Source organism: Thermoplasmata archaeon (assembly GCA_036395115.1).
In the GTDB taxonomy this organism is placed as follows: Archaea; Thermoplasmatota; Thermoplasmata; order RBG-16-68-12; family RBG-16-68-12; genus RBG-16-68-12.
In genome coordinates, this window is sequence record DASWDU010000008.1 from 25,706 (window position 1) to 45,539 (window position 19,834).

Here is a 19,834-nt window from a genome sequence, read left to right on the forward strand (position 1 = left end):
GTATATATCTGTCGTCCTCCCTCGGCAAATCGCGACGAAGCTCGGCCCGCGCGCCAAGGTTTAACCCGCAACGTCCGTTAGCCCGTCCGCCTCCGATGGACTACCAAACGACGCTGGAACATCTGTACCGCTTGGAGCGGTTCGGCATCAAACTGGGCTTGGACAACATCCGCCGGTTGCTCTCCCTTCTCGGCGATCCCCATCGGGACCTGAGGGCCCTCCACGTGACCGGTACGAACGGCAAAGGCTCGGTCTGCGCGTACGCCGCCTCCGCCCTCCGGGCCGCCGGGTACCGAGTCGGACTGTACACATCGCCCCACTTGATTCGCTTCAACGAGCGGATCCGGATCGACGGCGAGCCGATTTCCGACGACGACGTTCTCCGGCTCTGGTCCGGGATGCAACCCGCGATTCAAGCGATGACGGCGGCGCGGCGGATCGACCATCCGACGTTCTTCGAGGTCACGACCGCGATGGCGTTCCAGTACTTCCGGGAACAGCGGGTCGACATCGCGGTCATCGAGGTCGGCATGGGCGGTCGCATGGATGCGACGAACGTGGTCGACGGGCTCGTCTCCGTCGTAACGCGGGTCGACCTCGAGCACACGGACCATCTGGGGAAGAGCGTCGAGCGGATCGCCCGGGAGAAGGCGGGGATCATCAAGGCGTCCTCGCGCGCGGTTACGGTGGACCAGCCGGCGCTCTCCGTCATCGAGGCACGGTGTCGAGAGGTGCACGCGCCCCTGTGCGTGGTGGGCCGCGACGTGCGGTTCGAGCGGCGTGCGGTGGGCCTGCGGGGACAAACGGTCGCGGTCCGAGCGGCGTCCGGCTCGACAGAGGTCCACACCCCCCTCCTCGGGCCGTTCCAGGCGGAGAACGTCGCGGTCGGCATCGCGGCCCTCGCGGAACTCCGGACCGTCGGTTTTCAGATTCCGGATGAGGCGATCCGCACGGGCTTCGCCGGGGTGCGCTGGGCCGCGCGGCTCGAGGTGGTCCGCGAGCGTCCGACCGTCCTCGTGGACGGAGCCCACAACGGGCCTGCCGCGGTCGCCCTCGCGGCCGCCGTGCGGGAAATCTTCCCGGACCGCAAGGCGATCCTCGTCGCCGGCATCTTGAATGACAAGGATCTGAGAGCGATGGCCGCCGCCCTCGGCCCCATCGCCGAGCGGGTCTACGCCTGCCGACCGAAGACCCATCGCGCGTTCGACCCGGCGGAGGTGGCGGCCGCCTTCCGGCCGTTTGCGGAGGCGGTCGAGGTTCCCGCCGTCCGAGGGGCCATCGATGCCGCGATTGCGGGAGCAGGGCCGGAGGGCATCGTCTTGATCACCGGATCCATCTACACGGCGGGAGAGGCCCTTGACCACCTCGGCGTCCGCCCGTGACCGGATCGACTTCATCATCCGGGATCTCTCCCGCCGGTACCTGCCCGGAGGGAGCCTTCACGACGGCGAAACGGCCCTCGCGAAGATCGTCACCGAAACCGAGGATCCGTTCCTCGTGTTGATCTCGACGATCCTCTCACAGCGGACGAGGGACGAGATGACCGAGCGCGCGTCGCGGCAGCTGTTCGCGAAGTACAAGACGCCCGAAGCGATCGCCGCCGCCGATGTCGCGGACTTGGAACGCCTCATCAAACCGGTCGGGTTCTACCGTCAGAAGGCGCTCCAGATTCGGAACGTCAGCGGCGTCCTCCTCGAACGGCACGGCGGCCGTGTGCCGCGGACGTACGAAGAGCTGATCGAGCTCCCGCAGGTCGGCCCGAAGACGGCGAACTGCGTCCTCGTCTACGGTTTCGGCGAGCCCCGCATCCCGACGGACACGCACGTTCACCGGGTCAGCAACCGACTCGGGCTCGTGCGCACGCGAGCTCCGGAGCAGACGGAGCGACGGCTCATGCGGACCGTGCCGAAAGAATATTGGCTCCACATCAACGAGCTCTTCATCCGATTCGGCAAGGACATCTGCCGGCCAATCGGCCCGCGGTGTCCCGAGTGTTCATTCACGAGATTCTGCCGCCATTATCCGCGGACGAAATGGGCGAAGGCGGTCAAGCGAGCGCGTCGGCATCCGCAAGTTCATCGCGCCTGATGCGCTTCCCGATCCATGATCGACGCGGCAGAGCGAGGGAAGGCACCCCCGCGCCGCATCCCCCGGGCGTGGGATACGAAGGCAGCTTGGCCCATGCGCCGAACGAGCACATCCGCCTCGACGATGCCCGCCGGGCCATGAAAGCAGCGGCCGGCATGATCCTGGCGCTCTGAGCGTCCTCTGCCGCTCGACGGGGCTTCGTATTCAGGGACGCGAATCGTGCGAGCACCTTGATATTCGCCTCGTCCGTTCGGGGCCGCGTGCGAATCGACCTCATCGAATTCCTCCCGATGACGCTCCAGCGTAAGGAGACGTTCACAATCGCGCGCGGTTCGTCCGCGATCTCCGAGCTCGTGTTCCTCTCCGTCCACTCGGGCAACCGGGTCGGCCAAGGCTGTGCCGCGCCGACGGACGTGACGCGGGAGAACATCCACTCCGCCTTGAACGCGATGCAGACGTTCGCCCGCTCCCTGATGGGCCTCGAGTTCGACCGCCCTGCCCAGATTCGCGATTGGGCGGACCGCGCTATCGCGGGGATGCCGAGCGCGAAGGCGGCGCTGGACATCGCCCTCCACGATCTCGCGGCCCAGGAAGCCCGGAAGCCGCTCCACGTATACCTTGGCGCGAAGCGGGACCGGATGCGGACCGACATGACGATCGGCATCATGGACACGGCATCGGCGGTCGCGCGCGCGGAACGCTGGGTCGGCGCCGGATTCCAGGCGCTGAAGATCAAGGTGGGTCGGGACTGGAAGGACGACGTGAAACGAGTGAAGGCGATGCGCAAAGCGGTCGGGCCGGAAGTCGAATTCCGGGTCGACGCCAACCAAGGGTACTCCTGGAACGACGCCCTCGCGTTCGCGCGGCACGTCCGGGGGGAGGGGGTCGTGGTCTTGGAGCAGCCGGTCCCCGTAGGCGACTGGGAAGGGATGCGCGCAGTGACGGAGTCCTCGCCGATCCCAATCATGGCGGACGAGATGGTGCTCACGGCGGAAGACGCGAAGAAACTCCGGTGGGCGAACGCAGCGCGTGCGGTGAACCTGAAGCTGATGAAGCACGGCGGAATCGTGCCGACGGGGGAGGTGAACACGATCTGCGAGTCCGCGGGATACCCCACGATGGTCGGATGCATGGGGGAGCCGCAGCTGTCCATCGCCGCAGGGTTGGCGTTCGCCCTCGCGAACAAGAACGTCCGGATGATCGACCTCGACTCCCACTTCAACCTCGCGGGGGATCCGTCGTCCGGACTGCGGTTCGAGAACGGGGATCTCGTCGCGCCCGTCCGGCCTGGGTTGGGCATGACGCTCTCGTGACGCAGCCCTAAGGATGCGGGGTGTCATCTCGGCCCGGAGGCACAGCGTGAAGGCTCATGGACGTCGCTTCCGCCGCGCTCTCCTTCGCGAGGTGCGCGACCGCGACAACTTCATCGCCCTCCTCCAATCGGATGAGAAGTACCCCGCTCGCATTCCGCCCCTGCTCGCTCACCCTGTCCGTCTCGCAGCGGATGGCCATGCCCTTCTTCGTGGACGCGAGAAGTTCGTCCCCCGAAGAGATCGTCAGCGCGTCGACGATCGGCCCGGTCTTTCCGGTGACCCTCATCGCGATCACCCCGAGCCCGGCGCGCGAGCGCGTGCGGAACCCCTTACTGGTCTCCGGATCGTACCTCATCCCGGTTCGCTTCGCATACCCGTTCGCGCTCACCGTCAGCAGGTGGCCCTCGTCCCTCGCGACGACCATCGCGACCACGCGGTCGCCTTCCTTTAGCTTGACGCCCCTCACGCCGATGGAATTCCTACTGACGTCCCGGACGTGCATCACGGGGAACCGGACGGCTCTCCCACCGCTCTTGACGACCACCAACTCGTCCGGGGCCTTTACTTTCAGGACGTCGACGACCTCGTCTCCCTCGCGCAATCGGATTGCCTTGATCCCGCTGACGAGCGGACGCCCATAGCTGGAGAGGACCGTCCTCTTCACGATGCCTTGCCGCGTCGCGAACACGAGGAACTCGTCCGCCGAAAAGTCTCGCACAGGGATCATCGCGCTGATCGATTCCCCCGGATGGAGCCGTTCAAGCATGTTCACGATCGGCTTGCCGCGGCTGTACCTCGAACCCTTCGGGATTCGGAATGCCTTCAGCCAGAACACCTTTCCCGCGGTCGTGAAGCACAGCAGGGAGTCATGGGTGCTCGCGACAAACGCGTCGACGACGAAGTCCTCGTCTTTGGTCTGGATTCCGATCGTCCCCTTCCCGGCGCGGCCCTGCAACCGGTATTCGGACGGCGGAAGCCGCTTGACATAGTGACTGTTCGTGATGACGATGACGTTGTCCTCCTCGGGAATCAGGTCCTCGACTTCCATCTCCGCGGCTTGGACCTCGACGGTCGTGCGGCGTTCGTCGCCGAACTTCTCCTTCATCTCGAGCAACTCGGCCTTGATGATCTCCAAGATTCGCTGCCGGCTCGCGAGGATGGCCTCGAGGTCCTCGATCTTGGCGTTCAGGTCCCGCTGCTCCTGCCGCAGCTTCTCGATTTCGAGGCCCGTGAGCTGCCGCAAGGTCATCGCGAGGATTGCATTCGCTTGAGCCTCGCTCAGGAGGTAGCGGCTCATGAGGCCGCCTCGGGCCTCCTCGACAGTGCGGCTGTGACGGATGAGTCGGATCACCTCGTCGAGGTGGTCGACGGCGGTGATCAGCCCCTCGACGATATGTAGTCGCTCGCGCGCCTTCCGGAGGTCGCACTCCGTCCTCCGACGGACCATGAGCATGCGATGGTCGAGGTAGACCTGGAGTTCCTCCCGCAGGGAGAGGTACTTTGGCTTCCCGTCGACGAGGGCGAGGTTGATCACGCCGAACGTGGACTCCATCTGGGTGTGGTGGTAGAGCTGGTTCAGGACGACATCCTCGAGCGCGTCCCGCTTGAGCTCGAGGACGATCCGCATCCCATCCCGGTCGCTCTCGTCCCGCAGGTCCGTGACGCCCTCGATCTTTCTCGACTTGACGAGCAGGGCGATTGACTCGACCAGCGCGGACTTATCCACCATGTAGGGGATCTCGGTAATCACGATTCGGGCCTTGTCGCGGCCCGCTTCCTCGAAGTGCGCCTTCGCCCGGATCGAGATGAGCCCGCGGCCGCTGGTGTATGCGTCCGTGACCCCGCCGACCCCGTAGAGGATCCCACCCGTCGGGAAATCGGGTCCGCGGATGGGACCCGTCTCGGGATTGTACAGGTCCACGAGGTCGGCCTGCGGGTTTCCGATCAGGACGATCAAGGCGTCGACGACCTCATTCAGGTTGTGAGGCGGCATGTTCGTCGCCATCCCGACCGCAATCCCGCTCGAGCCGTTGACGAGCAGGTTCGGGAACTTCGACGGCAGGACGAGCGGTTCCTTCAGCGTCCCGTCAAAGTTGTCCATCCACTCGACGGTGTCCTTCTCGATGTCCTCGAGCATCGCCTCGGCGGTCTTCGCGAGACGGCACTCCGTGTACCGCATCGCGGCGGGCTCGTCCTCTGTGCTGCCCCAGTTTCCTTGGCCGTCGATCAGGGGGTAGTGAAGGGAGAAGTCTTGGACCATCCGGGCGAGCGCGTCGTAGACGGCGAGGTCGCCGTGGGGGTGGAACTTACCAAGGCAATTGTGGACGACCATCCCGTTTGCCACGAAGTTGTGGTCTCCGCTGATCGAGAGGTCGTAAGTAGGCTCGGATGGCGCTCGTCGCACGGACCGAACTCTTGCGAACCGAAGTTGTGCGACATCAATGAAAAAAAGCTTGTCGGCGAGAGGTGAGCCGATGTTCAAGAGTTTCGAACGCACCCCCCATTCGGTGACCTGACGGAGGTGCAGCGGCATCAGATCTAGGGTCGACGAGTACCGGATCTTGGTCCCGCCTGGCCAGGCGATCCCCTGTCGGAATTTTCTCCCAGAAATGTCGAGATACCACCCAGATCCCAGGTGCGCACGGCTAAGCTCGCCGAAGAGCACGTCGGATCCATAGGGAAGGATGTCTGAGGATTGTGGCAGGCGACGAACAGGACGCGGTAACTTCGCCGCTCGTATGCGTCGACTCTCCTTCGCCAAGTCTAGCTCTTCGACGAACGCTCCAGCCTCATCTCCGGTGATTTCCAGGTAATGGAAGCCCTGGCGAGCGCGGACCTTTCGTCCGTTGACCCAGCTCGCCCTTCGCCCGCTGGGACGCGTATAATATCTCTTTGCGTGGAAACCAAGGTGGTGCAGGAGAACTTGAAGTCGATCAATGAGCTCGCTCGAGACAGATCCATAATGGACGACGCGACGGCGTCCAGCGATGGAACCGTCCCCGTCAACGAGTCCGCTCAAGAATCCGAAGGCGACAGCACGCGGGGAACGGAGGATCTCACCTGGGATCGTCTTGGTCGAGGCCTTGAGTCCGTGAAGCCGAAATGTCCCGACCAAATAAGCGTTCACGGCATCCCGGCTCACACGCAGTACATACAATGTCCGGTAGCCCGAGTTCGCCGGTTTCTTCGTTTCCACGGATGGGCGATATCCGAACACCCGCGCGAGGACCGTTTGGACTCTCGCCACAACCTTTTTGTCGGACGAGACGAATCCAACGCGGACTCGCTTGCCTTCGTGGGAGGCAAAGCCGTCGGACATCAGGACCCCGAGGAGGTAGGCGAAATCGCGGTCGAGGCGCATCTGTTTCCCGTCCCACTCGGGCAGTCTCACTAGCTCAGTCAGGAAGGTGGGAAATTCGGAACGAAGCACTACCCATTCGCCCGGTCGGAGGTCCTTTGCCTTCCGCCAGGCAAAGGAGAGGTCGGGGTTTACGATCCGGAATTCTTGGGATTCCGTCGCCGTATTGTGTAGTTCGTTGTCGAGGGTAATTCGAACGAGAGGGCGCGGCGGCATCGTGTATAGCTCTGTGACTGCTCCTTGTCCGGTTTCAGTGTAGACGACGTCGCCGCGGCGAATATCTTGGATTGGAAGAAGGCCCCGTTCCGTCACGACGAGGGTGCCATGGACAAAGCACTCGCCGACCACGCGCGCGGCTTTCTTGTACTGGGACCCTGAACTCATCCCGGCCTCGTTCATCGAGTGGAGGATTCGCCGCTGGACGGGCTTCAATCCATCCCGCGCATCAGGCAGGGCGCGTCCGACGATGACTGACATCGCGTAATCGATGTAGGAGCGTTGAAGTTCGTCCTCGATCGGCTGGGGGACGATCCGCCGCACGGGCTGCGCTTGGTTTTCCTCCGGCATGGTCCACCTAGATATCCAAGTTCACGACTTCTTTCGCGTGCTCCTGGATGAACAGGCGCCGAGGTTCCACGGCCTCACCCATGAGAATGGAGAACAGAGCGTCGGCCGTCGCGGCGTCCTCGATCGTGACTTGCTTGAGAACCCGCCGTTCGGGGTCCATCGTCGTCTCCCAGAGCTCCTCCGCGTTCATCTCGCCGAGCCCTTTGTAGCGCTGGTAGACGACGCCTTTGTCCCCGAGCTGTCTCCCGAGTTCCTCTCGCTGGCGTTCCGAGTAGGCGTAGTAGGTCTCCTTGCCCTTCTTGATCTTGTAGAGCGGAGGCTGGGCCAGGTAGACAAACCCCGCATCGATGAGCGGTCGCATGTATCGGAAGAACAACGTCAAGAGCAGCGTCGTGATGTGCTGGCCGTCGACGTCGGCGTCCGTGAGCCCGATGCACTTGTGATACCGGACCTTGGAGACATTGAATTCGTCTCCGACGCTTGCTCCGATGGCCGTGATGAGCACACGGATTTCCTCGTTCTTGAGCATCTGGTCCAGCCGGGCCTTTTCTACATTCAGGATCTTGCCGCGTAGCGGGAGAATGGCTTGGAACTCCCGCCTTCGGGCTTGCTTCGCGCTCCCTCCCGCGCTCGGGCCCTCGACGATGAACAGTTCTGACTTCGCCGGGTCCCGTTCTTGGCAGTCCGCGAGTTTCCCTGGAAGGTTGAATCCCTCGAGCAACCCCTTGCGGCGCGTCAGCTCCCGTGCCTTCCGAGCCGCTTCCCGCGCCTGCGCCGCGAGGACTGCTTTGCCGATGCAGATCTCCGCGACCTTCGGCGTCTCGTTGAAGAAGTCCGTCAGCTTCTCGTAGACGATCGACTCAACGATCCCCTTCACGTCGGAGTTCCCGAGTTTCATCTTCGTCTGGCCTTCGAATTGCGGCTCCGGGAGCTTGAGGCTCAGGATTGCGGTGAGGCCTTCTCGGACGTCATCGCCCTCCAAGCTCTCTCCTTGTTTGAGGTACTTGTTGTCCTTCGCGTACTTGATGCACGCCCGTGCGAGGCCTGCCTTGAATCCAATCAAGTGCGTGCCGCCCTCAATCGTGTCGATGTTGTTGACGAACGTGAAGATCGATTCGTTGTAGCCGTCGTGGTATTGCATCGCGACCTCGACCAGGGTCCCGTCCGACTGCTTCGCGAACGTGATGGGGTCGGGGTGGAGGGGCGCCTTCGCGCGGTTGATCCACTTCACATACTCCGCGATTCCGCCGTTGTACTGGAATTCGTCCCCGCGGCCATGGACCTCGTCGGCGATGACGATGTGCAGGCCTGCGTTCAGGAACGCGAGCTCCCGCAGCCGCGTCGCGAGCGTCCCGTAGTCGAACTCGATCGTCTCGAACACCAGCGGATCGGGGCGGAACGTGATGGTCGTGCCCGTGCCCTTTGCGGGCCCAACGACCTCGAGGCCCGACGCCTTCTGCCCGCGCTCGAACCGCATCCGGCTCTCCTTTCCCTCGCGCCGCACGCGGACCTCGAGCCACTCGCTCAGGCCGTTCACGACGGACAAGCCGACGCCGTGCAAGCCGCCTGACACACGGTACATCTTTCGTTCGAACTTACCGCCGCTGTGCATCCGCGACAGGACGAGCTCGACGCCGGGCACCCCCCATTTCGGATGGATGTCCACCGGGATTCCGCGTCCGTCGTCCGCGACGGTCACGGATCCGTCGGCGTTGAGGATGACTTGGATGTTCTTGCAGAAGCCCGCCATCGCCTCGTCGATCGAGTTGTCGACGACCTCGTGGACGAGGTGGTGGAGGCCTCGGCTGTCGATCGAGCCGATGTACATCGCGGGCCGCTTCCGGATCGCCTGCAGGCCTTCCAGGACCTGGATTTGCCCGGCGTCGTAGGCGGCCTCTTCTACCATCTATTTCGCAACCTGTCAGAGCTCGTTCGGATGCCCTCTCGGAGCCCATCCCGGGGGATGCTCTCAGTATGCGGCGGGGTCTTATAAACATTCGGAGGCCAGTTTCTATGGAGAAAACGGGCCTCTTCGACGGGTCATTTTTGGGATTGTCGATTTATATAGGATAGCACGGTCTTTTTGGACCCTCGTTCTCGTCCCTGAGAACGTCGGATGGCGCCGCAAGAACCGGCCTCCCGGACGGGCCCTATTTTCTCTTCCAACGCACACCGTCGCGCGTGTCTTCCAGGACGAGGCCCAGGGCTCCCAGGGCCTCGCGGATCCGGTCTGCCGCGGCAAAGTCCTTGCGTTTCCGAGCATCCTCTCGGAGCGCCACGATCAGGTCCATCAGCCCCTCCACGAGATCGGCGCCGGCCGTGGGCGTCGGAAACAGCCCGAGGATGTCGCCGAAGGTCCGGAAGGCCGCCGCGGTCTCGTCGAGCGCCGCTCGTCCGGCCCCCGTCTCGGCCGCCTTGTTCACGGCGCGCGCGTACTCGAACACGGCCGCAATCGCCTCGCGGGTATTGAAGTCGTCCGACATCGCCGCATCGAAGTCCGCGAGGGCCTTCTTCGTCGCGGCGCGGAGCTCGCGATCGGCCTTGCTCGACTCCGGCGCCCGTCGGCGCTCCGCGTCCACGGTGCGGACCGTCTCGCGGAGCCGCTCGTACGAGCGTTTCGCCTCGTCGAGCAACTCCGGGGTGAAGTCGATCGGGCCTCGATACTGGATGTTCACGAGGAAGAAGCGGATCACGTCGGGCTCGTATTGCCGGAGTGCTGCCGTGACCGGCCAGAAGTTGCCGAGAGACTTGTGCATCTCCACGCCGCTCACCATGACCATCCCGGTGTGCAGCCAATACCTCACGAACGGGGTGACGCCCGTGTACGACTCCGCCTGGGCGATCTCCGCCTCGTGGTGCGGGAACAGGAGCTCCGTCGCGCCGCCATGGAGGTCGTACTGCGGCCCGAAGTGGCGGATCGTGATCGCGGTGTCCTCGATGTGCCATCCGGGTCGGCCTTTGCCCCACGGGCTGTCCCACGCCGGTTCCCCGGGCTTCTGCGCTCTCCAAAGGACGAAGTCCGCCGGATGGCGCTTCCGCTCCTCAATCGCGACACGCGCCCCCGGGCGGAGTTCCTCGACCTTCTGCCCGCTCAGCTTGCCCCAGCCCGAGAACGTCGTCGTATCGAAGTACACGCTCCCGTCCTCCGCGCGGTACGCGTGCCCTTTCGCGATCAGCCCCTCGATTTGCTCGACGATCTCGTCGATGTAGTCCGTCGCGAACGCGTACACGTCGACGGACGTGCACTGCAGTCGCGCCATGACGCCGAGGTACTCCGCGAAATACTGCCCGACGATGTCGGTCCACGTCCGGCCGGTCGACTTCATCTTCTCGATGATCCGGTCCTCGATGTCCGTGACGTTCTGCAAGTAGAACACATGGAACCCCTTGTGGCGCAGGTAGCGCGCGACGACATCGAACGCGACGTACGTCTTCGCGTGGCCCATGTGGGTCTCGTCCTGTGGCGTCAAGCCGCAGACGAACATCGAGACGCGGTTGCCATGGAGCGGGGCGAAAGGCTCCTTCTTTCGCGTGAGGCTGTTATACACTCGGATCGACATGGCGCGGTGCGCATCTGGGAAGCCGCGTATTAAGGTTCGCGACTTCGCCGCCGGCACGCCGCCGTTTGTCAACCCGAGACGATTCGGCGCGGAACCATTATCGTCCGCGCGGCGGCATCCTCGGTCCGGACATGGCGGGCTCGTTCCCCCACCCGCGTGCCTCGCGCACGGCCGGATGGCCCCGAGAGTTGCAGCGGGCGTCCCTGCTGCTCGGCACCGGCGCGGTGCTATTCTGGATCTCGTTCGTGGTCGGCCGCTGGATCGTCGTCGTGCCCTCCTTCGGCCCGACGTACGTCGACCTAATCCTCGCCTGGGTCGCGGTGGTGTTGCATGTGTCGGCGTGGCCGGACCTCTGGATCGGGCTGCGACACCTCCGCTCCCGCGACCCGAAGGAAGGCGACGCGACCGTCGCATGGCGGGCCTTCCTGCTGACGTTAGGATTGGTCCTCGCCGCGGTCGTCGCGCTCCCGCTGCAGTATCACGCGATCGCGTCGACTGACGCGTGGCTCATCGCGGTGTACGTCACCGCGTTCCCGTACCTCGCATGGACCTTCGTCCCCGTCCTCGCCCTCCATGCGATCCTGTTCGGGCGCGTCGCGAACTACCTCGATCCTCGATCCCGCTACCTGATCGACGCGGGAGCGCTCGTCCTCTTCGCGGTCGCGGCCGCGACGACGGCGGTGATCTTGCAGAATCCCGGGGCCACGGCGTTCGTCCGGTCCTGGGGCGTCGGCCGCGGCATTCTCCCGGCGGCGGCTCTCGCGGGGTACGGCCTCGTCGCGATCGGCTTGACGGTCGACGCGACGACGGTCTGGCCCCGAATCCGGTCGTGGACGCCGCAGCGGGTCCGCTGACCTCCGTTAGCCGAGTGCCCGTCCGAGGTCCTCGGTCAGGTCCTGCACGTCCTCGAGGCCGACGGAGAACCGGACGAGTCCGTCCGTGATGCCTTGCTTCTCCCGCTGCTCCTTGGGCACGCTCGTGTGGGTCATCGAGGCGGGATGCTCGATCAGGGACTCGACCCCGCCGAGGCTCTCCGCGAGGAGGATGACCTCGAGCCGCTTCAGGCGTTCGACGAGGCGGGTCGGGTCGCGCAGCTCGAAGCTGAGCATCCCGCCGAACCGCCGCATCTGCTTCTTCGCGATCCCGTGGCCCGGGTCGTCGGGGAGGCCCGGATAGTGGACCTTCGCGACCGCTTTGTGGTCCTTCAGGAATTTGGAGAGGGTCTCTGCGTTGTCGCAGTGGCGCTCCATACGAACCGGCAGCGTCTTGATCCCACGCAATGTGAGCCAACAGTCGAAGGCGCTGGGGACGGCGCCGAGCGCGTTCTGTGAGAATTTGAGTTTCTCGTGGATGTCGTCCCGGTTCATCACGAGGGCGCCTCCGAGGAGATCCGCGTGACCGCCGAGGTACTTCGTCGTGCTGTGCACGACCAGGTCGACGCCCAGGGCGAGCGGATTCTGGAGCGCCGGCGAGGCGAACGTGCTGTCGCACACGCTCAGGGCCTCGTGTGCTTTCGCGATGAAGGCAAGCTCCTTCAGGTCGACGACTTTCATGAGCGGGTTCGTTGGAGACTCTATCCAGAGGATCCGAGTCTCCGGTCGGAACGCGTCCTCCACGTCGACGAGGTCTCGAAGGTCGAGGAAGGTCGACTCGATCCCGTATTGACTCATGATCCGCGTGAAGATACGATACACCCCGCCATAGCAGTCGTCGGTGACGAGGACGTGATCGCCCTTCTTCAGGAGCGTGAGGACGTTGGTAATCGCACCCATGCCGCTCGAGAACGCCAGGGCATGCTTCCCGTTCTCCAGCGCGGCGAGGCTCTGCTGCAGGGCGTCTCGCGTCGGGTTGGCGCTCCGCCCATACGCGTACGCGTCCTGGCCCTTGCGCGAGTACGTCGACGTCGCATAGATTGGCGGTGTGACCGCGCCGGTCCGCGGATCCGGCTCTTGGCCCGCATGGATTGCTTTCGTGGCAAAACGCATTCGATCGCCGTGGGCGGAGTCGCACCCCGAGGGTAAAGACCTTGCTACGCGCGGCCGGCCAGGTACTCGATCACGTCGATGCGGGTGATGATTCCCTCGAACCGATTTTCCTTTCCGATGACGACCGCGGGGCTCCCGCGCATCAGGAGCTTGTACACCTGCTCCAGGTCGGCCCCTGGCCCGACGATCGGGAACGGTTTCTCCATCACTTTTGCAACGTAGTCGTCGTACAACTTCGGATTCTCGAGGAGCGCCTTCATGAGGACCTCCTCGCGCAGGCTCCCCACCATGATCCCTGTGTCGACCACGGGGAGCTGCGACACGTTGTACTGCCGCATCATGTCCGCCGCCTCGCGGACCTTCGCGGCGACGTCGATCGTGATCACGCCCGGGATCGTCCGCTCCTTCGCGCGGAGAATCGTCATGAGCGGCGCGACGGGTTCCTCGAGGTACCCCTGCTCCTTGAGCCACTCCTCGTTGTGGGCCTTCGACAGGTACCGCTCTCCGGTGTCCGGCAACAGGACGACGAGGACGTCTCCTTTCCCGAGCGTCTCCGCGATGCGCCGTGCCGCGACGACGGCGGCACCGCTCGAGCTGCCCGCGAGGATCCCTTCCTCCCGTGCGAGCCGACGGGTCATGAGGTACGCCTCCTTGTCGCCGACCTTCACGATGTCATCGATGACGTCGAACCAAGTGGACTCGGGGACGAAGTCCTCGCCGATACCCTCGATTTTATATGTATGAGGTTTAATTATATCCTTCTTATAGAAATAATCCTTGAGGATCGAACCGAGCGGGTCGACGCCGATCACGCGGACGCGGGGGTCCTTCTCCTTGAGGTATTTCCCGGCGCCGCTGATCGTCCCACCCGTGCCCATGCCGCACACGAAGTGCGTTACCTTGCCGTCCGTGTCCCGCCAGATTTCGGGTCCTGTCGTCGCATAATGCGCTCGCGGGTTCGCCTGGTTCGCGTACTGGTTTGGCAGGATCGAGTTCGGCGTCTCGCGGTGGATCCGCTCCGCGACCCGGTAGTAGGACTCCGGGTGGTCCGGCGGCACCGCGGTCGGCGTGACGACGACGCGGGCGCCGAGCGACTTGAGGAGGTCGATCTTCTCGCGGCTCATCTTGTCCGGCATCGTGAAGACGGCGCGGTAGCCCCGGATCGCCGCGACCATGGCGAGCCCGAGGCCCGTGTTCCCGCTCGTGGGCTCGATGATCGTGCCCCCCGGCCTGAGGAGCCCTTTCTTCTCCGCGTCCTCGATCATCGCCTCGCCGATCCGGTCCTTCACGCTCCCGCCCGGGTTCATCATCTCGAGTTTGGCGAGGGCGAGGCACGGCACGTCGGCCATGATCCGGGGGAGCTTGACGAGCGGGGTGTTGCCGATTGTCTCGAGGATGGTGTTGAAGTACCGCACGGTGGGCGTCCCCCGGCACCAAAGGAGGGACGTTATAAGAACGTGCGCGCGGGATGGGCGGGATTCCTCCCATCGGGGCCGTCGAGGTCAGGCCGCGCGCGGCCGGTCGCGCGTGACATGCCGGGGGAGGGAGTCGAACCCCCAGGAAACCGATCTGCAGTCGGTCACATTAGCCGCTCTGTCACCCCGGCGCAGGACCGCACATCCGGGGTGACGTAATTGAAACTTTGCCGGTCCTCCCGAGGCGGACGGCCGAGGTCACAATCGAAGCGGGCAACCGTTAACGGTCTTCAGTCCGGCGGGCCTCTCTTCGACACCGATGCCGTGCAGCGCGCGGGATCTCCTCGCCGTCGGGAACGGTCGCGCCTAGGCGTTCGGAGCGCACCGACGGGGGTTTCATCATACAGTCGGGACGAAGCTATTTATCCACTCCCGGGTGTCGCACCGCTAGTGGCAGAACTGAAGACGATCACCGACACCGTGCACGGCACGATTCGGCTCGAACCGCTGACGCTCGATTTGCTCGAGACGCTCGAGCTCCAGCGTCTCAACTCGATTCGCCAGCTCGGGCTCACGTACCTCGTCTTCCCCGGGGCGAACCACTCCCGCGTCGAGCACTGCCTCGGTGTTGGCCATGTCGCGGGGGAGATGGCGAAGGCTCTCGAGCTCTCGGACGACGAGCGCAAGCTCGTCCAAGCCGCCGGCCTGTTGCACGACGTCGGCCATGGCCCGTTCTCGCACACGCTCGAGCATGTCCTCAGCCGCGAGCTCGCCGTGGACCATATGCACCTGACGCAGCGGATCATCACCGGCCAGGACGACAACGTCGCTCCCGAGGATCGGAAGGCCTTCCCCGATGTCCTCCGGATCCATCAGGTCCTCACGAAGCACGGCGTCGATCCGGACGCGGTGGCCGCCTTGATCCGCGGCCCGGCGGAGCGAGGATATGCCCGGCTGGTGCCCGGCAGCCGCCGCGAGCCCACCCGGTACCTCGCGCAGATCATCCACAGCCCGATGGACGCGGACCAGATCGACTACCTCATGAGGGATGCCCACTACACCGGCGCCGCCCACGGGATGATCGACTTCTCCCGGCTTCTGCAGACGCTCCGTCGCCACGACGGCGAGATCGCCCTGGACCGGAAGGGACTGCCGGCGCTCGAGGGGATGCTCGTCGCTCGCGGCCTCATGTACTCCTCGGTGTACTTCCACAAGACGGTCCGGATCGCGGAGCAGATGCTCGCGCGGGCGGTCGAGCGCTCCGACGCGCCGATCGGGGAGATCCAGAAGATGGTCGACCACGAACTCTTGGGTTGGCTGACGCACCAGGGGCCGCTCCAGCGGGAGATCGCGCTTCGACTGAAGTACCGGAAGTTGTACAAGCGCGTCGTCTCGTACGACCGGGACGAGCTGACGGAGTCCGCGCGGGACGCGCTGTCGTCCTTCAAGGATGCGTCGGAGCGCCGCCGCGTCGAGGATCGGATCGCGAGGCGCGCGGGAATCAAGCCGGGTCACGTGATCATCGACGTCCCGTTGCCGGAGCTGCTACTGAGCGAGCCGCGTATCGCGAAGACGGAAGTCCCAATCTTGGACGGGGACTCGGCCAAGGCGTTTTCCAAGGTGAGTCCCCTCGGTCGCGCGCTCCAGGTCCGGCAAGTCGTCGACTGGGTCGTGATGGTCGCAGCGCCCGCCGCCACGACGTCCGCCGTCCGCAAGGCGGCCGCATCGTCGCTCTTCGCGTGATGCTCGAACGGCGGATTCAATCGCGTTTGTCAATCCGGCAGACGCTCGTCGGACAACATTTAAATAGCGTCTCCCCGGATACGAGCCCATCTTGCGGGATGGGATGAACTCGCAGGCGCTGCAGGTGACGGAATGAACTCGATGCTAGAGGACGTGCTCGCCCGGGAAGGGAGCGCACCCGCGTTCGAAGACAGTCGCGTCGACGCCGAGCTCGAAGAGATGCTCAGCAAGATGCGGACGAACATCAAGATCATTGGACTCGGCGGTGGCGGCTGCAACACCATCTCTCGAGTGTACAACGAAGGCATTGTCGGCGCGGAGCTGTTCGCCTGCAACACGGACGCGCAACATCTCTTGCACATCGCCTCCCCGAAGAAGGTCCTCCTCGGTCGGCGGATCACCAAGGGGCTCGGGGCCGGCGCTCTGCCGCAGATCGGCGAAGAGGCCGCCCGCGAGGCCGAGGAGGAGCTCCGGGGAATCGTCCAGGGCTCGGACATCGTGTTCGTGACGTGCGGCCTCGGCGGCGGCACGGGGACCGGCAGTTGCGGCTACGTCGCTCGGCTCGCGAAGGAGATGGGCGCCCTCACGATCGCGGTCGTCACACTTCCGTTCCGAGGCGAAGGCAAGTTGCGGATGGAGAGCGCCGAGTGGGGATTAGAGCGACTGCGGGACGCCGCGGACACGGTCATCACGATCCCGAACGACAAGCTCCTCGATCTCGTGCCGCGACAGAGCTTGAACCTCGCGTTCAAGTTCGCGGACGAGGTCCTGATGCGCTCGATCAAAGGTCTCACGGAGATCATCACGAAGCCCGGCCTCGTGAACCTGGACTTCAACGACGTGAAGACGATCATGAAGGGCGGCGGCGTCGCGATGATCGGCCTGGGCGAGAGTCAGGCGGTCGGCGACAACCGTGCGGTCGAGGCGATCGAGGAAGCGATCAACTCGCCCCTCCTCGAGGTCGACGTCTCGACGGCTCACGGCGTCCTGATCAACGTGACCGGGGGCAACGACATGACGATTTCCGAGGCGGAGCGCGTCGCGGAGGTCGTCCAATCGAAGGTCTCTCCGACTGCGCGGATTATCTGGGGCGCGACCGTGGACCCGTCTCTGGAGCACACCCTCCGCGTGATGCTCGTCGCCACGGGCGTGAAGTCGAAGCAGATCGTCGGGCGCCGCGATCCGGCGGAAGAGCGGGCCCGGGTCGGCATCGACGTGATTCGCTAGCCGCGAGGTTCCGATTGCCCTGACGACCGTGTGCGGCCCAAGACGCCGTTCGCAACCCTTATAACCGGCACGCTCTTACGCGAGAAGCGAAATTACTCCTCCAGCCGCGAGGCTATTCCCGGAGGCCCGGATCATGGATTCGATCGTCAAGGAGGTCGTCACCCGGTCGGGTGGAGAACCTCGGGTGCCCGAGTCCCCCACACAGTTCCTCGGCGTCGGTGCCGAGGACGCCGAGCTCGAACGGATCCTCGCGAGCCTCCGCACGAACATCAAGATCCTCGGGATTGGGGGCGGCGGCTGCAACACGATCGACCGACTCGTCGAAGCCGGAATCGTGGGCGCGGAGCTGTACGCCGCGAACACGGACGCGCAACACCTGTTGACGATCCGCTCGCCGCACAAGCTCTTGTTGGGCCGGCGCGTGACCCGTGGACTCGGCGCGGGCGCTTTGCCGCAAGTCGGCGAAGAGTCCGCGCGGGAAGCGGCCGACGAAATCCGTTCCGTCGTGCAGGGCGCCGACATGATTTTCATCACGTGTGGCCTCGGGGGCGGCACGGGCACGGGCGGTGCCCCGGTCGTCGCGCAGCTTGCGAAGGAGGCCGGCGCGCTGACGATCGCGATCTGCACGTTCCCCTTCCGAGCCGAGGGCGCGATTCGCGCGGAGAACGCGGAGTTCGGCCTGGAGAAACTCCGGAGCTTCGCCGACACGGTCGTCGTGATCCCGAATGACAAACTGCTTGAACTCGTCCCGCGTCTCGCGTTGAATGCGGCATTCAAGGTCGCCGACGACGTCCTGATGCGGGCGATCAAGGGGATCACCGAAGTGATCACGAAGCCCGGACTCGTGAACCTGGACTTCAACGATATCAAGACGATCATGAAAGGGGGCGGCGTAGCGATGATCGGACTCGGGGAGAATGACCGCGACGACCGCGCGGAGGCGGCGATCGAAGAGGCGATTAACTCGCCCCTGATCGACGTCGACATCAGCCACGCGACCGGCGCCCTCGTGAACGTGACGGGCGGGAACGACATGAGCGTCTCCGAGGCCGAGAAGGTTTCCGAGATCGTGCAGGGCCGCATCGCGCCGAACGCCCGCATCATCTGGGGTGCGGCGATCGACCCGAGCCTCGAGCACAAGATCCGCGTCATGCTCATCCTGACCGGAGTGAGGTCGAAGCAGATCCTCGGACCCGGGGAACACCCGAGGGCGCCCCACGCGGGCGTCGACATCGTGAGGTGAGGACCGTGGCGGACATCGTGGACCGGAGCTGGGAAGTCCAGCGGCGGATCGAGGAGCGGGTGAAGCGGCTCGGGAAGGGCCGGTTCGGCCGCGTCCTCAAGATGGCCCGCAAGCCGACGTCGGACGAGTACTCGAAGGTCGTCTTGATTACCGGCCTCGGGATCGTCGCGATCGGCGCGCTCGGGTTCGTGATCTACCTCGTCATGCGCTACGGGCCGGACGCGATTCGCCGGCTCTTCGGGATCGTGGGCTGACATGGGTCTTCTCGACGACCTCTCGAAGCGGGAGCCAAAGTCCGAGCCAAAGGCAGAGCCCGTCGCGGGCCACTACGGCGTGAGGCTCGAGCTGAAGGAGGAGAAAGTCTCGCTGACCGCCGGTCAGACGCGGGAGTACGACGTCCTCGTGACGAATAACGGCACGGAGGACGACACGATCCGGATCAAGGTCGACTTGGTCTACAATTCGGAGCTGCCCGACCCACCCGAGTGGACCGCGAAGCTGTTCGGCGTCGAGGAGAAGGTGTGGGACGTCACGTACACGAAGATCACGGAGAAAGAGTTCCTGCTCATCGCGGACGGGCAGCGGGAGATCACCCTGACGGTCACGTGCCCGAAAGGCGCGCGGTACGGGGACCGCCTGAACGTCGTCGTGAACGCGATCTCGAAAGGGGATCCCGGCGTCTTCGATGCAAAGACGCTGAGCTTCAGCGCCCGCCAAGCGATCCTCGCCGTCAAGTCGTCGATCGGCCATGAACGGGCCGTCGCGGACGCGATTTACGCCCGGGCGAAGGCGAAAGACCTTGGCGTCTTTTCGATCCTCGTGCCCGCGAACTTCCGCGGATACGTCTACGTCGAGTCGATGAACCCGGACCGCCTCGAGGAGATCGTCCGCGGCCTCCGTCGCGCGCGCGGCGTCGTAAAGGGCGAAGGCGAATCGACGGGCATCGGATTCTCGGAGATCGAGGCGTACCTGACGCCGAAGCCGATCGTCAGCGGGATTATGGAGGGCGACATCGTCGAACTCGTCGCCGGTCCGTTCAAGGGCGAGAAGGCTCGGGTGATGAAAATCGACGAGACGAAAGAGGAGATCACGGTCGAACTGTTCGAGGCGATGGTCCGGATCCCCGTGACCGTGCGGGGCGACAGCGTCCGCGTGTTGCAAAAGGAACAAGAGAAGTGACTCGTCCTCTCAAGCCACGGGGGGAACGGAGCGGTAGATCCTCCACGCGGTCCATGCCTGCCACACGAGTGCGGCGTACACGACGACGTGCTCGAGCAGCCGGTTGCTTGTGGCGAGGAACGCGACCGCGGCGGCCACGGTGATCCCGGCGAGGTA

Annotated in this window: 15 protein-coding genes, 1 tRNA gene and 1 pseudogene; 10 read left to right on the forward strand and 7 right to left on the reverse strand. The window is 64.7% G+C overall.

Annotation, left to right across the window (positions count from 1 at the left end; translation table 11 throughout):
• Nucleotides 1-95 precede the first annotated feature (95 nt).
• The 4 genes from VF992_02030 (at nucleotide 96) to VF992_02045 (ending at nucleotide 3,401) form a co-directional block, all read left to right on the forward strand.
• Nucleotides 96-1,382, forward strand: coding sequence for a folylpolyglutamate synthase/dihydrofolate synthase family protein (locus VF992_02030; GenBank protein ID HEX9339938.1), 1,287 nt, complete (start codon nucleotides 96-98; stop codon nucleotides 1,380-1,382).
• Nucleotides 1,357-2,088 carry an endonuclease III gene (nth, locus tag VF992_02035; GenBank protein ID HEX9339939.1) on the forward strand — a complete coding sequence of 244 codons (732 nt, stop codon included), beginning with the start codon at nucleotides 1,357-1,359 and terminating at the stop codon, nucleotides 2,086-2,088. Before VF992_02030 ends, nth begins: the two co-directional genes overlap by 26 nt.
• Nucleotides 2,088-2,261: a hypothetical protein gene (locus VF992_02040; GenBank protein HEX9339940.1), complete on the forward strand. Its 174-nt coding sequence runs from the start codon at nucleotides 2,088-2,090 to the stop codon at nucleotides 2,259-2,261. Before nth ends, VF992_02040 begins: the two co-directional genes overlap by 1 nt.
• Nucleotides 2,262-2,348: 87 nt before the next feature.
• Nucleotides 2,349-3,401 carry a dipeptide epimerase gene (locus tag VF992_02045; protein HEX9339941.1) on the forward strand — a complete coding sequence of 351 codons (1,053 nt, stop codon included), beginning with the start codon at nucleotides 2,349-2,351 and terminating at the stop codon, nucleotides 3,399-3,401.
• Between the two features lie 7 nt (nucleotides 3,402-3,408).
• Here the strand turns inward: VF992_02045 and gyrA are convergent, their stop codons facing one another.
• The 4 genes and pseudogenes from gyrA to cysS form a co-directional block, all read right to left on the reverse strand.
• On the reverse strand, nucleotides 3,409-7,107 hold the full coding sequence (gene gyrA / locus VF992_02050; GenBank protein ID HEX9339942.1) for a DNA gyrase subunit A: 3,699 nt from the start codon (nucleotides 7,105-7,107) through the stop codon (nucleotides 3,409-3,411).
• Nucleotides 7,096-7,326 (reverse strand): annotated as a pseudogene (locus VF992_02055) (DNA gyrase subunit A). Before VF992_02055 ends, gyrA begins: the two are co-directional and overlap by 12 nt.
• Nucleotides 7,327-7,333: 7 nt before the next feature.
• A complete protein-coding gene (gene gyrB / locus VF992_02060; protein HEX9339943.1) occupies nucleotides 7,334-9,232 on the reverse strand; it encodes a DNA topoisomerase (ATP-hydrolyzing) subunit B in 1,899 nt (632 codons plus the stop codon).
• 244 nt (nucleotides 9,233-9,476) lie between these two features.
• A complete protein-coding gene (gene cysS, locus VF992_02065) occupies nucleotides 9,477-10,886 on the reverse strand; it encodes a cysteine--tRNA ligase (protein ID HEX9339944.1) in 1,410 nt (469 codons plus the stop codon).
• A 131-nt stretch (nucleotides 10,887-11,017) separates the two neighbouring features.
• On the opposite strand from cysS, the gene VF992_02070 reads away from it, so the two are divergent.
• Nucleotides 11,018-11,740: a hypothetical protein gene (locus VF992_02070; GenBank protein HEX9339945.1), complete on the forward strand. Its 723-nt coding sequence runs from the start codon at nucleotides 11,018-11,020 to the stop codon at nucleotides 11,738-11,740.
• 6 nt (nucleotides 11,741-11,746) lie between these two features.
• Here VF992_02070 and VF992_02075 read toward each other — a convergent pair whose 3' ends face one another.
• The 3 genes from VF992_02075 to VF992_02085 all read right to left on the reverse strand — a co-directional run bounded on the left by VF992_02075 (nucleotide 11,747) and on the right by VF992_02085 (nucleotide 14,477).
• A complete protein-coding gene (locus VF992_02075; protein HEX9339946.1) occupies nucleotides 11,747-12,871 on the reverse strand; it encodes a PLP-dependent aspartate aminotransferase family protein in 1,125 nt (374 codons plus the stop codon).
• Between the two features lie 44 nt (nucleotides 12,872-12,915).
• Complete coding sequence (locus tag VF992_02080) at nucleotides 12,916-14,286, reverse strand: cystathionine beta-synthase (protein HEX9339947.1); 1,371 nt, start codon at nucleotides 14,284-14,286, stop codon at nucleotides 12,916-12,918.
• A gap of 118 nt (nucleotides 14,287-14,404) precedes the next feature.
• Nucleotides 14,405-14,477, reverse strand: a tRNA-Cys gene (locus VF992_02085).
• A gap of 259 nt (nucleotides 14,478-14,736) precedes the next feature.
• On the opposite strand from VF992_02085, the gene VF992_02090 reads away from it, so the two are divergent.
• The 5 genes from VF992_02090 to VF992_02110 all read left to right on the forward strand — a co-directional run bounded on the left by VF992_02090 (nucleotide 14,737) and on the right by VF992_02110 (nucleotide 19,678).
• Nucleotides 14,737-16,029 (forward strand): HD domain-containing protein, encoded by a 1,293-nt coding sequence (locus VF992_02090; GenBank protein ID HEX9339948.1) that lies wholly within the window; start codon nucleotides 14,737-14,739, stop codon nucleotides 16,027-16,029.
• A gap of 132 nt (nucleotides 16,030-16,161) precedes the next feature.
• Complete coding sequence (ftsZ, locus tag VF992_02095) at nucleotides 16,162-17,256, forward strand: cell division protein FtsZ (protein ID HEX9339949.1); 1,095 nt, start codon at nucleotides 16,162-16,164, stop codon at nucleotides 17,254-17,256.
• Nucleotides 17,257-17,389: 133 nt separating this feature from the next.
• Entirely contained in the window at nucleotides 17,390-18,499 is a 1,110-nt protein-coding gene (gene ftsZ, locus VF992_02100) for a cell division protein FtsZ (GenBank protein ID HEX9339950.1), read from the forward strand.
• Nucleotides 18,500-18,504: 5 nt separating this feature from the next.
• Nucleotides 18,505-18,753, forward strand: coding sequence for a protein translocase SEC61 complex subunit gamma (locus tag VF992_02105; GenBank protein ID HEX9339951.1), 249 nt, complete (start codon nucleotides 18,505-18,507; stop codon nucleotides 18,751-18,753).
• A 1-nt stretch (nucleotide 18,754) separates the two neighbouring features.
• A complete protein-coding gene (locus tag VF992_02110) occupies nucleotides 18,755-19,678 on the forward strand; it encodes a transcription elongation factor Spt5 (GenBank protein ID HEX9339952.1) in 924 nt (307 codons plus the stop codon).
• Nucleotides 19,679-19,834: the final 156 nt, after the last annotated feature.